This is a genomic window from Streptomyces sp. NBC_00019 (assembly GCF_045041015.1).
Taxonomy (GTDB): domain Bacteria; phylum Actinomycetota; class Actinomycetes; order Streptomycetales; family Streptomycetaceae; genus Streptomyces.
On sequence record NZ_CP108302.1, the window covers coordinates 8,316,172 to 8,333,113 of the forward strand.

Here is a 16,942-nt window from a genome sequence, read left to right on the forward strand (position 1 = left end):
AGCAGTCACGACTTGCCGAACTCCGTCTGGATGATGTCGAGGAGGTCGTCGACGGAGGCGGACTCCAGATCGCGGTCCTGCCGCGCGACGGAACCGTCGAAGGAGCCGTCACCGGGCGCGTCGCCGGAGCCATGACGGACGCCTCTGCGGGCGCCGCCGCCCGCTCCGTTCGCGCCCGCACCGTCCACGGCAGCCCCGTTCTGGTCAGGCCCCAGGTACGGCGACGACTCGTCCAGCCGTTGCAGCATCGCCCGCAGCCGCTCCTCGGCCCTGCGCCGTGTCTCCGCGTCCCGCAGAGCGTCGCCGGTGAACACGCTGTCCAGGCGTTCGAGGTCGGCCAGTAGGGAGGGACCGGTGGCGTCGGAGGCGCCGAGTTCGGAGCGTAGACACTCGGCGAGGGCGTCCGGCGTCGGATGGTCGAAGACCACGGTCGTCGGAAGGCTCAGGCCCGTTTCGGCATTGACGCGGTTGCGCAGCTCCACGGCGGTCAGCGAGTCGAAGCCCAGGGCGTTGAACGGTTTTCCCGGGCGCACGCCGTCCAGCGAGGTGTGCCCGAGCACGGAGGCGACCTGCGTCCGGACCAACTCCAGCAGGACGCGCTGTCGTTCCTCGGACGAGAGCCCTCTCAGGCGCCCGCGCAGTCGCGTACCGGGATCCTCGTCCGTCCGTCGGCCGTCTGCGGCGGGGCCGTGTCGGCCCGATGTCGCCGCCAACGCCTCGCGCACGTCCGGCAGTTCGGCGAGCAGTGCGCTGGGACGGCGGGAGGTGAAGGCCAGGGCGAAGGTCGCCCAGTCGACGTCGGCGACGGTGAGGTGGGTCTCTCGACCGCGTACGGCGTCGGCCAGCGCCGCCACCGCGGCCCGCGGGTCGAGGCCCCGGACACCGCGGCGGCGCAGGCGTCGCGTGGTCTCCTCGGTGTCGGCCATACCGCCGCCGCTCCAGGCGCCCCACGCGACCGCGGTGGCGGGCAGACCGAGAGCGCGGCGGTGCTCGGCGAGCGCGTCGAGGTAGGCGTTCGCGGCGGCGTACGCGCTCTGCCCACCGCTGCCCCACACCCCGGCGGTCGAGGAGAACAGCACGAAGGCGCTCAACCGGTCGGCTCCGTCCCGTTGCCGGGTCAGCTCGTGCAGATGGCGGGCCGCCGCGGTCTTCGGGCCGAGCACATCCGCCAGGTGTCGGGCGTCCAGTTCGTCCAGGGCGCGGTCGACGCTGACGCCTGCCGTGTGGACCACCGCCGAGAGCGGGGTCTCGGTCGGTACGGTGTCCAGCAGCGCGGCGAGCGCCGCCCGGTCGGCGACATCGCAGGCGCTGATGGTCACGGCGGAGCCCGCCGCGGTGAGTTCGGTCCGCAAGGTGTCGGCGCCGGGGGCGTCCGGACCGCGGCGGCTCACCAGCAGCAGGTGCTCGGCGCCGTTCGCGGCCAGCCATCGGGCCGTATGGGCGCCGAGACCGCCGGTGCCGCCGGTGATGAGAATGGTGCCGCGGGGCGGCCAGGGCCAGTCCACCGACGTGGCCGCCGCGTCGGGCGCGACCTCGGACGGCGACGCGAGGGCGGAAGGGGACGTGGACACCGGCGTCCGCGGTGTCGTACGCCTGACCCGCCGTACTCGCGTGCCGTCGGCCCGCAGGGCGATCTGGTCCTCGGGGGCCGGTCCGTCGGTCGCGCTCCCCGTGTCCGGCGCCCCCAGTACGCCGACGAGGTCCTGCCGTCCGCGCGCACCGAGGTCTTCCGCGGCGGCGGGCAGGTCGATCAACCCGCCCCACCGGCCGGGGACTTCGAGTGCCGCGACCCGGCCGAAGCCCCACACCAGCGCCGCGTCCGGGTCGGCGAGGGCATCGTCCTCGTCCACGGAGACGGCCTGCCGGGTGACGGCCCACAGAGGAGCCTCGACGCCCGCGTCGCCGAGGGCCTGCGTGAGGGCGATCGTGGCGGTGAGCCCGGCCGGCACGCCATGGCCGCCCGCAGACAGCTTCCCGTCCACGGCCGGTTCCTCGCCCACGGCCGGTTCCCCGCCCACGGCGAGCAAGGACAGCACCCCTGCGACGCCGTCACGGGCCGTGCCGGCCTCCTCCGCGACCAGGGCGGTGATACGACCGGTCAGTTCCGCCCGCTCCGTCCTGCTCGGGTCGGTCTCCAGGAGGGCGACCCGCGCCCCGGCGTCGCGCAGGGCGCGGGCGCAGAACTCGGCCCATTCGCCCGCGCGTCCGTCCTGCGGTACGACCAGCAGCCAGGTCCCCTCCAGGCGGGCGCCGCCGCCGCGCGGCAGTCGGTTCCAAGTCGTCCGGTAGTGGGGGCCGGACCGCGCCGCGGCCGTCGCACGGTCCCGCGCCGGGTCCTCAGGGTCCACCGGGTCGATCCAGTGGCGCCGGTGCTGGAAGGCGTACGTGGGCAGGTCCACGGGCCGGGCGGGGCGCAGGACGTCCGTCCAGTCGGGGCCCGAGCCGTGAGCGTGGAGGGTGGCCAGGGCGTACGACAGCGCCGTGGGTTCGTCGGGAGCCGGCGCTGCGGTCGTTCGGGCCGGTCGCAGCGCCGCCATCGCAGCGTACGGGTCTTCGCTCGGCAGGATCGTCCGGGTCAGGGCCGTCAACGTGGCGTCGGGACCGATCTCCAGGAACGTGGTGGCACCCTCCCCGAGCAGGTGGGTGATGCCCTGCTGGAAGCGGACCGGGCGGCGGATGTGCTCGGACCAGTAGGCGGGGTCGGTGAGCTGTTCCGCCGTGGCCTCGGTGCCGGTGACGTTCGAGACGACCGGGAGGGTCGGCGGCACAGGGGGCAGTTGCCCCGCGGCGCGGGTGAACTCGTCCAGGACGGCGTCCATCTGGGCGGAGTGGAAGGCATGACCGACCTTGAGGACACGGGTGCGGATGCCGGCGGCCCGCAGCTCCTCGGCGAGTGCGGTCAGGGCCGGGACCGGCCCGGCCAGCACGGTCGCCGTGGGGGAGTTGTACGCGGCGATCTCCGCTTCGGGATGCCGTTCCAGAGGGGCGGCGAGGGTGTCCGGGCCCGCCTGCACGGCCAGCATCCCGCCGGTGTGCCGCGGAAGCCGCTGCATCAGCGAGGCACGGGTGGCGACGAGGCGGGCGGCGGCGGTGAGGGACAGGGCGCCGGCGACGTGGGCGGCGGAGAGTTCGCCGATGGAGTGGCCGATCAGATGGTCCGGACGGACTCCCCAGGCCCGCAGTTGCCGGGTGAGTGCCACGTGCAGGGCGAACAGGCCGGTCTGGGTGTACAGCGTCTGGTTCAGCAGCTCCGCGCGTTCGCTGCCCGCCTCGGCGAACAGCACCTCGCGTACGGGTACGTCGAGATGCTCGTCCAGCGCGGCGCACACCTCGTCCAGCGCGTCGGCGAACACCGGGAGCGCGTCGTACAGTTGCGCGCCCATGCCGGGCCGCTGGCTGCCCTGGCCGGAGTACATGAACACCAGCCCGCCCGGTTTCGGCTCCCTCTCCGTGCGGATCACCCCGGCGGCGGGCGCCGACCGGCCCCGGGCCACCGTCCGTAGTCCGTCGAGGAGTTCCGTACGGTCCCGGCCGAGCACCGTGGCGCGGTACGGCAGGGCGGTGCGGCGGGACGCGAGCGACCAGGCCACGTCGTGCGGATCCAGCTCGGGGCGCGTCCGGAGGTGTTCCGCCAGTCGCCCGGCCTGGGCACTCAGCCCGCCGGGGGTCGCCCCGGAGACCAGCCACGGCACGACAGGATCGGGCACCGCTGCCACGGGCCGGTCGCCGGTGGGGTCGGTTTCGGAGCCGACGCTCTCGGGCCGCTCACCGGCGAAGCCGCTGCCGGGCGCCCCCTCCGTACCGAAGCCCTGGCCGGTGTCCCCTGCCGCCCCGCTCCCGTCCCCCGGTGGTGCCTCCTCCACGATCACGTGTGCGTTCGTCCCGCTGATCCCGAAGGCCGACACACCGGCCCGCCGCGGTCGTTCCGCCGGTCCTCCCACCCCGGTCCGTGGCCAGTGTCGTTCCTCGGTGAGCAGTGCGACGGCCCCGGTCTCCCAGTCGACATGGCGCGAGGGCCGGCCGGCGTGCAGTGTGCGCGGCAGCACGCCGTGGCGCAGGGCCAGGATCATCTTGATCACGCCCGCGACACCGGCCGCGGCCTGCGTGTGCCCCAGGTTGGACTTGACCGACCCCAGCCACAGCGGCTGTTCGGGTGTGTGGTCCCGCCCGTAGGTCGCCAGCAGCGCCTGTGCCTCGATGGGGTCGCCGAGGGTGGTGCCCGTGCCGTGGGCCTCGACCGCGTCCACCTCGGCCGCCGTCAGCCGGGCGTTGTGCAGCGCCTGCTGGATGACGCGCTGCTGGGCGGGGCCGTTGGGGGCGGTCAGACCGTTGGACGCGCCGTCCTGGTTGACCGCCGAGCCGCGCAGCACCGCCAGCACCGGGTGACCGTTGCGCTGCGCGTCGGACAGCCGTTCCAGCAGCAGCAGGCCGGCGCCCTCGCCCCAGCCCGTGCCGTCGGCCGTGTCGGAGAAGGACTTGCAGCGGCCGTCGGGCGCGAGTCCGCGCTGCCGGGAGAACTCCACGAAGACCGCCGGGGTGGCCATCACCGTGGCGCCGCCCGCCAGGGCCAGTTCACACTCGCCGTTGCGCAGCGACTGAGCGGCCAGGTGCAGCGCGACCAGGGAGGAGGAGCAGGCCGTGTCGACGGTCAGCGCGGGCCCCTCGAACCCGAAGGTGTAGGCGATCCGCCCGGAGGCCACGCTCGGAGCGCTGCCGTTGCCGACGTACCCCTCGTACTCGGCGGGGGTGCGCAGCAGCAGTCGGCCGCCGTAGTCGCTGTACATGATCCCGGCGAAGACGCCGGTGGCCGAGCCGCGGAGCCGGTCGGCGGGGATGCCCGCACTCTCCAGCGTCTCCCAGCACAGTTCCAGCAGCAGCCGCTGCTGCGGGTCCATGGAGGCCGCCTCGCGCGGCGAGACGCCGAAGAACTCCGCGTCGAACCGGTCGGCCTCGTGCAGGAAGGCGCCGGCGCGCGTGTACGTCGTGCCGGGCCGTTCGCCGCTCGGGTCGAAGATCGCCTCGACGGGCCAGCCGCGGTTGTCGGGGAAGGTGCTGATCCCCTCCCCGCCCCGGCGCAGCAGATCCCACAGGGCGTCGGGCGAGTCCACGCCGCCGGGGTAGCGGCAGGCCATGGCGACCACGGCGATCGGGTCGTCGTCCGGTGGGCGGGGGCCGGCCACCGGTCGCGTCACGGCCGGGGCGGCATCGGACGGTTCGGTCCCCAGCCAGTCGGCGAGCGCCTGGGGCGTGGGATGGTCGAAGACCGCCGTGGCCGGCAGGCGTCGTCCCGTCTCGGCGCTCAGCTGGTTGCGCATGTCGACCGCGGTGAGCGAGTCGAATCCCAGGTCACGGAAGGACTGGCCGGGGCTCACCGACTCGCCCTCGGGGAGGTTGAGCACCAGCGCGGCGGTTCGGCGCACCAGTGCGAGCAGCGCGCGGTCCCGCTCGGGTCCGCCGAGCGCGCTGCTGCCCGACCCGGTGGGGGCGGCCTCCGGTCGGGTGTCCGCCGAGAGCCCGCCGGCCGGTGAGGGCACGGGTGCCAGGGCCCGCAGGACGGCGGGCAGGGTCGCGGTGCGGACCTGCGCGCGCAGCGCCTGCCGGTCCAGGAGTACCGGCGCGGTCAGCGCGGCCGGGCTGCGCAGCGCCGCGTCCAGCAGTGCCAGGGCCCGGTCCGCGGGCATCGCGCGGACGCCGGCGCGGGCGATCCGGGCTCGTCCCGCCCGGTCCAGGCCCTCGCCCATCCCGCCCTGGTCCCACAGGCCCCAGGCGAGGCTGACGGCGGGCAGTCCTCGGGCCCGGCGGTGTTGGGCGAGGGCGTCGAGGAAGCTGTTGGCGGCGGCGTAGTTGGCCTGGCCGGGGGTGCCGATCACCGAGGCGAACGAGGAGAACAGCACGAAGGCCGCCGGGGGCCGGTCCGCCGTCAGCCGGTGCAGGTGCCAGGCGCCGTCGGCCTTCGGCCGCAGTACGGCATCGAGCTGATGGGGTGTCAGTTCGGTGACGGTCGCGTCGTCCAGGACGCCCGCCGCGTGTACCACGGCGGTGAGCGGATGCTCCGGCGGGATCAGCGCCAGCGTGTCGGCGAGCGCCCGCGGGTCGGCGATGTCACAGGCCGCGAAGGTCACCTCGGCGCCGAGCGCGGTGAGTGCGTCGCGCAGCGCCGGAGCGGACTCGGCGGCCGCGCCGCGCCGGCTGACCAGCAGCAGCCGGCGTACCCCGTGCGTGGTCGCCAGGTGGGTGGCGACCTGGCCGCCGAGCGCGCCGCTCGCTCCGGTGACGAGGACCGTGCCTTCGGGGTCCAGGGCCGGCGTCGTGCTGTCCGGGGTGAGCCGGGCGAGCCGGGGGACGAGGAGCCGGTCGCCGCGGATGGCGAGTTGCGGCTCGTCGGCGGCGAGCGCGCGGCGCACCGCTTCGGCCACCGGGACGCGACCGGAGGCCCGGTCGGCGGGGTCGTCGTCGATCAGCACGATCCGGCCCGGGTGCTCGGACTGCGCAGACCGCAGCAGGCCCCACAGCGGGGCCGTGTCCAGCGCGGGCGCGTCCTCCCGCGGGCCCGTGCCCACCGCTCCGCGGGTGACCATCACGAGGCGGCTCTCGGCGGACCGGTCGTCGGCGAGCCAGTTCTGGAGGAAGGCCAGCGCGCGGGCCGCGGTGGCGCGCGCCCGTTCGGCGGTGGCGGCCTCCCCGTGCCCGCTGCCCGCCGGGCAGCGCACGACGAGGGTGCCGGGGCCGTCCGTGTCGAGGGGCGGCTCGGCGGACGCTTCGAGCTCCGTCTCCCGCAGCGCGGCCGGTGCCGCCGCCCGGGCCTCGGACTCGCCGAGTACCCGCCACTCCACCCCGTACAGCGGATCCGGGACGGCGCCCAGGCCCCCCGCCGGTACCGGGCGCAGTGTCACCTCGTCCGCCCGGAGGACCGGGGTGCCGTCGACGCCGGCGAGGTCCAGGGCCAGGGTGTCCGGGCCGGTCGGTGTCACCCGGGCGCGCAACCGGGCGGCCCCGGCCCGCCCCAGGAGCCGTACGCCGGACCAGGCGAACGGCAGCCGCAGATCCGTGCCCGCCGCGTCCAGTACGCCCATCGTGTGCAACGCGCCGTCCAGCAGGGCCGGGTGGACGCCGTACTCCTCCAGGTCGGTGTCGCGGCCCTCGGGCAGGGCCAGATCGGCGTAGAGGTGATCGCCCTGCCGCCAGACGGCGCGCAGCGAGCGGAAGGCCGGGCCGAAACGCATCCCGCGGTCGTGCAGCCGCTCGTAGAGGTCCTCCACCGGGACGGCCGTCGCGCCCGCGGGGGGCCAGACGCCGCCGTCGTGCCACTGTGCCGGGGCGTCGGGCGGCCCGGCCGCGAGGGTGGCTGTGGCGTGCAGGGTCCACTCCGTGTCATCGCCGTCCGGCTCGGTGGCGTCGTCGACGGCGTCCGGCTCGGGGCGGGTGGAGACGGTCAGCGCGCGGCGGCCGTCGGCGCTCGGCGCGCCCATGCCCACCTGGATCTCGACGGCGCCGCCGTCCGGCACCACCACCGGGGCACGCAGGGTCAGTTCCTCGACGTGTGCGCCCCCCGCGTGCCGGGCGGCGCACAGGACGATCTCCAGCGTGGCCGTGCCCGGCAGCACCACCGAGTCGCCGAGCACGTGGTCGGCCGGCCAGTCGGCCGCGCGGGTGCTGATCCGGCCGGTGAACACCGTGCCCGGCCGCTCCGGGTCCGCGACCTCCAGGACCGCGCCCAGCAGGGGGTGGCGGGTGGGCCGTACCCCCGGCTGTGCGGCCGTCGGTGCGGGCGGAGCCAGCCAGTACGCGCGCCGCTGGAACGCGTAGGTGGGCAGGTCGACCGGACGGACGTCCCGGCCGGCGAACAGGGGGCGCCAGTCGACGTCCGCACCGTGCGCGTGCAGCCGTGCGACCGCCGTCAGAAGGGCCGGGGCCTCGGCGTGGTCACGCCGCTGGGCCGACGTCACGACGACCGGCTCGGGGCCCTCCGCCGCCGGGTCGGCACGGTCGAGGACAGCTTGGACCAGGGGACTGAGGGTGCTGTCCGGACCCAACTCCAGGAAGGCGGTGACACCTTGGCCGAGGAGGTGGGTGATGCCTTGGTGGAAGTGGACGGGTCGGCGGATGTGGTGGGCCCAGTAGGCGGGGTCGTGGTGCTGGTCGGGGGTGGCGGGGGTGCCGGTGACGTTGGAGATCACCGGGATCTCGGCGACGCCGAGGGTGTGGCGGGCGAAGAGTGCGGCCAGGTGGTCGCTGTAGGCCTTCAGGACGGGGTCGGTGTGGGCGCTGTGGAAGGCGTGGGCGACTTTCAGGGTCCGGGTGCGGAGCCCGGCGGCCGTCAACTCGGCGGCGATCTGGTCGAGTTCGTCGGTGGGCCCGGCGAGGGTGGTGGCGGCGGGCGCGTTATGGGCGGCGAGCTCGACCCGCGGATGCCGTGCGAGGTGTTCCGCGAGCGGCTCGGGTCCGGAGGCGACGGCGAGCATGCCGGTGCCCGCGGGGAGGGTGTTGAGGAGTTTGGCGCGGGTGGCGACCATGTCGGCGGCCACCGGCAGCGGCAGGACCCCGGCGAGATGGGCGGCGGAGAGTTCGCCGACCGAATGCCCGATGAGGTGATCAGGCCGGACACCCCACGCCAGAAGCAGACGCGTCAGCGCGGTGTGCACGGCGAACAGGGCCGGCTGTGTGTACAGGGTGTGGTCGAGCAGGGCGGCGCGTTCGGTACCGGCCTCGGCGAACAGCACCTCGCGTACGGGTACGTCGAGATGCTCGTCCAGCGCCGCGCACACCTCGTCCAGCGCCTCGGTGAACTCCGGGAACGCCCTGTACAACTCCCTTCCCGTACCGGGACGCTGACTGCCCTGCCCCGAGTAGAGGAACGCCGTACGTCCGGACTGCCGGACGCCCGTGACCAGCCCGGCGGCCGACTCGCCCCGGCCGAGGGCGTCCAACTGGGTCAGTAACTCGCGGCGGTCGCGGCCCAGCAGCACCGCGCGATGCCCGAGCGCGGCCCGGCCCGTCGCCAGCGCGTGCGCCACATCGTCGTCGGCCGGCTCCGGGTGGGCGCGCAGCCGGTCGGCCAGCCGCGCGGCCTGCGCCCGCAGCCCGTCCGCGCTCGCCCCGGAGAGCAGCCAGGGCGGGGCCGGGGCCCGGCCCGTGCCCGCGGCGCCGGAGCGGGGCGTGCCGGCGGCCGACGGCTCCTCCTCGTCGGCGGCGGGCGCCTGCTCGACGATCACGTGCGCGTTGGTCCCGCTGATACCGAACGCCGACACCGCCGCGCGCCGCGGACGGCCGTTCTCCCGCCACGGCACCGGCTCGTTCAGCAGAGCCAGCGCCGCGGGATCCCACTCGATGTGCGGGCTGGGCGTACGCGCGTGCAGGGTGCGGGGCAGTTCCTCGTGCTCCAGCGCCAGCACCAGTTTGATCAGTCCGGCCACACCCGCGGCCGCCTGGGTGTGCCCGATGTTCGACTTCACCGAGCCCAGCCACAGGGGCGCCCCCGAGGCGCCGCGGCCACGGCCGTACGTGGCCAGCAGCGCCAGGGCCTCGATCGGATCACCCAGTTCGGTCCCGGTGCCGTGCGCCTCGACCACGTCCACGTCGGCGGCGGTCAGCCCCGAGTCGGCCAGGGCGGCCCGGATCACCTTCTCCTGGGCGTGCCGGCTGGGCGCCGTCAGCCCGTTCGAGGAACCGTCGGAGTTGACCGCGCTGCCCCGGATCACCGCCAGCACCCGGTGCCCCTTGCGGCGGGCCTCGCCCAGCGGCTCCAGCAGCACCAGGCCCGCGCCCTCGGACATGCCCATGCCGTCGGCGCCGGCGCCGAAGGCCTTGCACCGGCCGTCCGCGGCCAGCACCCGCTGCCGGCTCATCTCGGTGAACGGCCCGATCGTCGAGAACACCGTCGCCCCGCCGGCCAGCGCCATCGAGCACTCCCCGCGGCGCAGCGCCTGCACCGCCAGGTGCACCGCGGTCAGCGAGGTGGAACAGGCCGTGTCCACGCTCACCGCGGGCCCCTCCAGGCCGAGGGTGTAGGCGAGGCGGCCGGACAGCACACTCAGGACCGTGCCGGTGAGCAGATGCCCGCCGACACCGGCCGGGGCGTCCCCGAGGAACCCGCCGTACTCGGTGGGGTTGCTGCCGACGAACACGCCGGTACGGGTGCCGCGCAGCGCGTGCGGATCGATACCGGCCCGCTCCGCGCTCTCCCAGGCCAGCTCCATCAGCAGCCGCTGCTGCGGATCCATGGCGAGGGCCTCGCGCGGCGAGATCCCGAAGAAGGCCGCGTCGAACCCGGACACGTCGTCCAGGAACCCGCCCTCCCGCACGTACGAGGTGTGAGGCCGGCCGGGGTCGGGGTGGAAGTGGTCGTCCAGGTGCCAGTCACGGTTCGCGGGCATCGGCGCGACGGCGTCCCGGCCGTCCCGCAGCAGATCCCACAGCTCCTTCGGCGACCCCACGCCGCCGGGGTAGCGGCAGGCCATGCCGACCACCGCGACCGGCTCCCGCCGCTGCTCCTCCAACTCCCGGAGCCTGCGGGTGGTCCGGCGCAGATCGGCTGTGAGCCGCTTGAGGTAGTCGCGCAGCTTGTCTTCCTCGGCCATGGCCGGGACAGCTCCTTCCGTCCGCCGCTTCCGGCTCCGGTGACGTTCCGTCGGGTCGGGTTCAGTCGACGCCGATACCGTCGGTTCCGAACTCGTGGTCGATGATCTTCAGCAGGTCGTCGGTGCTGACCTCGTCGAGGTCCGCGTCGGCGCCGCCCGGACTGCCACCGGGAGACGGCGGGGCGAGCGTGTCGGCCAGCGCCAGCAGCCGGTCGCGCACGGCCGTCCGATCCCCGGCCGCCACGGGCGCGCCTTCCAGGGCGGCGGTCAGTCGGTCCAGTTCCTCGTGCACCGACCCGGCGGGCGGACGCCCGCCGTCCTCGCCCAGACGGCCCGTCAGGAACCGGGCCAGCGCCCGCGGGCTGGGATGGTCGAAGACGAGGGTCACGGGCAGCGGCAGCCCGGTCGCCGCGCGCAACCGATTGCGCAGGCCCACCGCGGTGAGAGAGTCGAACCCCAGCTCCTTGAACGTCCGGTCCGCGGCGGGCCGGTCCGCGGGGGAGTGGCCCAGCACCGCGGACACCTCGGCGGTCACCACGTCCAGCACCTCCCGGGCGCGCGCCGCCTCGGGCAGCCGGGCCAGCCGCCGTACCCGCTCCTCGCCGCCGTCGGCGGCCACGGTCCACGGGTGCGCGGCCCGCTCCAGCGCGGCGCGCACCGCGGGAATCCCGTCGAGCAGTGGCCGGGGCCGGGCCGAGGCGAACACCGGCGCGAAGGTCTCCCAGCGCACGTCGACCAGGGCCACCGGACGTCCGCCGCCGGCGGCCAGTTCCCGGCCGAGCCCGGCCAGCGCGAGACCGGGCTCCAGCAGGGGCAGCCCCTGCCGCTCCAGCTGGACCTCGTTCAGTTCCTCGGGCAGTTCGTCGCTGCGCCACGCGCCGAAGGCGACCGCCGTGGCCGCGCGGCCACGCTGCCGCAACCGCTCGGCGTATGCGTCGAGGAAGGCGTTGGCCGCGGCGTACGCGCCGTGCTCGCCGCTGCCCCAGACGGCGGCGATGGAGGAGAAGAAGACCAGCTGAGGCGGACTGTCCTGGTCCGATAGCTCCGCCAGGTGCACCGCTCCGAGCGTCTTCGCCGCCAGCACGTCCGCCAGTTCGGCGGCACCGGTGTCGGTCAGCCGCGCGAGCCGCGTCGCGGTGGCCGCGTGCACCACAGCCCGCACCGGGCCGCCCAGCTCGGCGGCCTCCCGCAGCAGCGCCCGCACCGACTCCCGGTCCGTGACGTCGCAGGACAGCGCCGTCACCCGGGTGCCGTGCGCGGCGAGTTCGTGGTCGAGCGGCGCGTGACCGGGTGCGTCGGGCCCCCGACGGCTGGCCAGGACGACGTGCTCGGCGCCGCCGTCGGCGAGCCAGCGCGCCAGGTGCGGTGCCAGTGCGCCGGAGCCGCCGGTGACCACGACCGTGCCGCCCGGCCGCCACACCGGGCCCCCGGCGGGCACCGGGGCGGGCACCAGCCGGCGGACCCGGGTGCCGCCCGGACGGATCGCGAGCTGGTCCTCCGCACCGGCCCCGCCCGCCAGGACGGTGCACAGCCCCTGCCACTCCTCGGCGCCGGGCTCCGGCGGCAGATCGATCAGACCGCCCCACACCTGCGGCTGCTCCAGAGCCACCACCCGGCCCAGTCCCCAGGTCTGCGCCTGGACCGGATGCAGCAGCGGATCACCGTCGAAGGCGCTCACCGCAGCACACGTCAACGACCACAGCGGAACGCTCGACGCGAGGTCGGCCAGGGCCTGCACGAGCCCGAGCAGGCCGGCCACGCCGGACGGCAGCGCGCCGTGCGCCGGATGCGGCCGCTCGGCCAGCGCCAGCAGCGACAGGATGCCCTCGACCGGCCCGTCCGCCGACACCCGGGCCACGCGCCGCGCGATCGCCGCGCGGTCGTCCGGTCCCAGACCGGTCAGCTCCACCACCGTGACCCGCGCGCCCCGGGCGGTCAGGGCGGCGCGCGCCGCCTCGGCCCAGCCGGCCGCACGTTCCCCGGCCGGTGCGCCCGGGGTCACCAGCAGCCAGTGCCCGGCCGGGCCCGGCACCGGCCGTTCGGTGACGGGGCGCCACACCACCTCGTGGCGCAGCTCGGCGAGTGCGTCGTCGGCGCGGGTGCGGGCGCGCCACTCGCGCAGTGCCGGGACGACCTCGCTCAGCGCCTGCTCGCCCACCCCGGGCAGCTCCCGCCGCAGGGCGGCGGCGTCGGCCCGCGCCACCAGTTCCCACAACCGCGCGTCGTCGTGCCCGCGATCCGGACGCGGGCCGCCCTCGACCCGGTCGGCGAGCCAGTAGCGGCGGCGCCGGAACGGGTAGGTGGGCACGGGCACGGTCCGCGCGGCGGGGAACAGGGTCCGCCAGTCGGGCACCACACCGGCCGTCCAGGCCTCGGCGAGAGCCTGCCGGAACCGCGGTTCACCGCCCTCGCCGCGGCGCAGCGTGCCCAGCGCCCGGCCGTCCGTGCCGGCCGCGTCGAGGCACTCCTCCACGGCCGGCGCCAGCACCGGGTGGGGGCTCATCTCCAGGAACACGGTGTGTCCCGCGTCCAGCAGCCGCTCCACCGCCCGCGCGAAGAGCACCGGGGAACGCAGATTGCGGTACCAGTAGGCGGCGTCCAGCGTCTCCGTGGGCAGCAGATCCCCGGTGACGGTCGAGCAGAACGGCACCGAACCGGCCCGCGCGGTGACCCCGGACAGCTCGCGCAGCAGCTCCTCGCGCACGGGCTCGACCAGCGCCGAGTGCGAGGCGTACGCGATGGGCACCCGCCGGGCCCGCACCCCCTGCCGCGCGCAGTGCGCCAGATAGTCCTCCACGGCGTCGCAGGCACCCGCGATCACCGTGGCCGACGGTCCGTTGACGGCCGCCACACCGATCTCACCACCCCGCTCGGCCAGTTGGCCCTCCACCTCCGCGGCGGGCAGCGCCACCGACGCCATGGCGCCGCGCCCGGCCAGTGAGCCCACGACCCTGCCGCGCGCGGCCACCAGCCGGGCGCCGTCCTCCAGGGACAGCGCACCCGCCGCCACCGCCGCGGCGAACTCGCCCTGGGAATGCCCCACGACCGCGGCCGGCTCGACCCCGTGGTGCCGCCACAGCTCGGCCAGCGACACCATCACCGCCCACAGCAGCGGCTGTACGACGTCGTCACGGCCCCAGCGGGCGTCGTCCGCGGGGGTGTCCAGCATGCTCCGCAGCTCCCAGCCGGTGTGCGGGGCGAGGGCCTCGCCGCAGCGCCGCATCCACGAGGCGAACACCGGCTCGGCCTCCCACAGCGCGACCGCCATGCCGGACCACTGCGAGCCCTGACCGGAGAAGACGAACACCGGGCGCGCCGCACCGGCAACGGCCCTCCCGCGCACCAGCCGCGGCGAGGTACCGTCCACGGCCAGCGCGTCGAGGCCCTCGACGAGGTCGCCCCGGCCGGCCCCCAGCACCACGGCGCGGTCCTCGAACGCCGCCCGGGTCGTGGCCAGCGACCACCCCACGTCGGCGACCGCAGGGCCGGACGCACCGCGCACGGCGTCCGCCAACTCGACGGCCCGGGCGCGCAACGCCTCCTGCGAACGGGCGGACAGCACCCACAGCGCGGTCCGGGGGGCGGGGTCGGCGTCCGCCCGCCGTCCGGGTTCCGCCGACGCAGGCCGGGCCGCCTGGCCTGCGGTGGCCCGCGCGCGCTGCCCGTCGACCGGCTCCGCGGGGCTCGCCGCGTGCCCGTCGCCCTCCGGGTCCACCGGCCGGGGTGCCTGCTCCAGGACGACGTGCGCGTTCGTGCCGCTGATGCCGAAGGCCGAGACCGCGGCGCGCCGGGGCCGGTCCGTGGCGGGCCACGGGGTGTCGTCCGCCAGCAGCGCCACTCCGCCCGACGTCCAGTCGACGTGCCGGGAGGGACGCTCGGCGTGCAGGGTGCGCGGCAGACGGCCGTACCGCAGGGCCTGCACCATCTTGATGATGCCCGCCACACCGGCCGCGGCCTGGGTGTGCCCGATATTGGACTTCACCGACCCCAGCCACAGCGGCTGTTCGGCCGAGTGCGCCCGCCCGTACGTCGCGAGCAGCGCCTGCGCCTCGATCGGGTCGCCCAGGGTCGTGCCGGTGCCGTGCGCCTCGACCGCGTCGATCTGCCGTGCGGTGAGCCGGGCGTCGGCCAGGGCCTGTGCGATGACCCGCTGCTGGGAGGGGCCGTTGGGCGCGGTGAGCCCGTTGGACGCGCCGTCGGAGTTGACCGCGCTGCCCCGGATGACGGCGAGCACCGGATGTCCGTTCGCCTGGGCGTCACCGAGCCGTTCGAGGACGAGCAGGCCCGCCCCCTCGGCCCAGCCGGTGCCGTCGGCGTCGTCGGAGAACGACTTGCAGCGTCCGTCGGAGGCCAGTCCGCGCTGCCGTGAGAACTCCACGAACATGCCCGGCGTCGACATCACCGTCGCGCCGCCCGCCAGCGCCAGCCCGCACTCCCCGCGGCGCAGCGCCCGCGCCGCGAGATGCACCGCCACCAGTGAGGACGAGCAGGCCGTGTCCACGGTCAGCGCCGGCCCTTCGAGCCCGAGCGTGTAGGCGATCCGTCCGGAGACGACGCTGGGCGTGGTCCCGGTCAGCACATAGCCCTCGGCGCCGCCGCTCGCCTCGTGCAGCCGCGGCCCGTAGTCCGCCGCCGACGCCCCCGCGAACACGCCGGTGGCCGATCCTCGTAGCCGGTCGGCCGCGAGCCCGGCCCGCTCCAGCGCCTCCCAGGCCAGTTCCAGCAGCAGCCGCTGCTGCGGGTCCATCGCCATGGCCTCGCGCGGCGACACCCCGAACAACTCGGCGTCGAACTCCGGCAGGTCGTAGAGGAACCCGCCGCGGCGGGCGTAGCTCGTGCCGGCCCGGTCGGGGTCGGCGTCGAACATGGCCCGAAGGTCCCAGCCACGGTCGGCGGGGAACTCACCGATCGTGTCCCGGCCCGTCGCCACCAGCTCCCACAGGGCGTCCGGGGACACCGCCCCGCCGGGATAGCGGCAGGCCATCCCGATCACCGCGATCGGTTCGTGCTCGCGCTGCTCCATCGCCTGGAGCCGCTGCCGGGTCTGCTGGAGGTCGGCGGTGACCGCCTTCAGATACGAGCGGAGCTTGTCCTCGTTGCTGGCCATGGAACGCCTTCGGGAACGGCGCCCGCGGGCCCTGCGGGGCAGGGAACCGCGCGGCGGATGCGGACCGGCGGGGCTGCGTTCGACGGGCGCGGTCCGTGCCCGCTCAAGGGCACGGACCGCCGGTGGTCACAGGGCCGGCTTGCGGGCCGAGGCGACCACGTAGTCGAGCGACTTGAGCTCCTCGGTGAGCAGGTCCTGGTCGCGGTGCGCTACCGCGACCATCTTGTAGAAGAGCTTGCTGGAACGGCGCTGGAAGGCCGGGTCCTGCACCCGGCGCACGTGGTACTGCCGCCACTGCTCGTAGACGTTGTCCCGGATCGAGCGGACGTCGACGGTCTCGAAGCCGGCGGTCACCAGCAGATCGCCGTAGCGCTCGCGGGGATACCAGTTGGCGTCGTCGATCATGATGCGGATCCACTTGATGGCGTGGGACCTGATGTCGGCCTTGGCCTTGCCGCCCGCCATCGGGATGATGTCGGCGGTGACCAGCACGCCGCCGGGACGCAGCACACGGAACGCCTCGGCGAAGAACTCCACGCGGGTGTCGAAGTGGAAGGCGGACTCCAGGGCCACCACCTTGTCGACGCTGTTGTCCGGCAGCGGGATCGCGGTCGCGGAGCCCTCGCGGAAGTCGACCCGGTCCCCAAGGCCCAGCTTTCGGGCACGTTCCTGGGCCGTGCGGATGTGGATCCTGGTGATGTTGATGCCGATGATCTTGTTCGGCCCGTACCGGTCGATCCAGTGGAAGTCCTGGTCGCCGTAGCCGAAGCCGACGTCCAGGATCGTGTCGTCGGGCTTGAACTCGGCGGTGTCCGCCACGACGTCGGCCAGCGTCTCCGCCGCCTCGTCCAGCGTGGTGCAACCCGGCTTCCAGTAGCCGAGGTTGTAGTAATTCGTGTCCTCGACCACGAGCCGGTCCGGTGGGTACATCTCGTACAGCCGCGCGGTCTTCTTCTCGGGGTCTGACGTTGTACGGACGAGGAACAGGTTCCCCAGCATCCGCATGTCCTGCCACAGTGCCGACAGCTTCACGACGGCGATCCCCTTCTGCGATCGGGCGCCCGAGACGGCCGCGGAAAATCCCACATCTGACGAACGGGAAGCTAGAAGCGGCTTCTAAAGACCGTCTTGGTCCGGTCTAGACGTGCCGTCGCAGCTGTGGAGGAATGGGAGGCCGCCGGGCGCGGTAACGGGACGGGGACCGGGACCGCTGCCTGGCCGCCTGGGCACTGGCCCGGCCGGTGCTCGGGAGATGGCT

General features: G+C 75.2%; 3 protein-coding genes. All 3 read right to left on the reverse strand.

The features are described from left to right. Window positions 1-5: 5 nt before the first annotated feature. The 3 genes from OHU89_RS38685 to OHU89_RS38695 all read right to left on the reverse strand — a co-directional run bounded on the left by OHU89_RS38685 (window position 6) and on the right by OHU89_RS38695 (window position 16,716). Complete coding sequence (locus tag OHU89_RS38685) at window positions 6-10,577, reverse strand: type I polyketide synthase (protein ID WP_405649593.1); 10,572 nt, start codon at window positions 10,575-10,577, stop codon at window positions 6-8. Between the two features lie 61 nt (window positions 10,578-10,638). After that, on the reverse strand, window positions 10,639-15,684 hold the full coding sequence (locus tag OHU89_RS38690; protein WP_405649594.1) for a type I polyketide synthase: 5,046 nt from the start codon (window positions 15,682-15,684) through the stop codon (window positions 10,639-10,641). A 126-nt stretch (window positions 15,685-15,810) separates the two neighbouring features. After that, window positions 15,811-16,716, reverse strand: a complete 906-nt coding sequence (locus tag OHU89_RS38695; protein ID WP_405649595.1) for an SAM-dependent methyltransferase — start codon at window positions 16,714-16,716, stop codon at window positions 15,811-15,813. Window positions 16,717-16,942 lie beyond the last annotated feature (226 nt).

Excerpts from the sequence above, each read along its gene's own strand:
- OHU89_RS38685 (WP_405649593.1), bottom strand. The coding sequence starts at position 10,577 with ATGGCCGAGGAAGACAAGCTGCGCGACTACCTCAAGCGGCTCACAGCC.
- OHU89_RS38690 (WP_405649594.1), bottom strand. The coding sequence starts at position 15,684 with ATGGCCAGCAACGAGGACAAGCTCCGCTCGTATCTGAAGGCGGTCACC.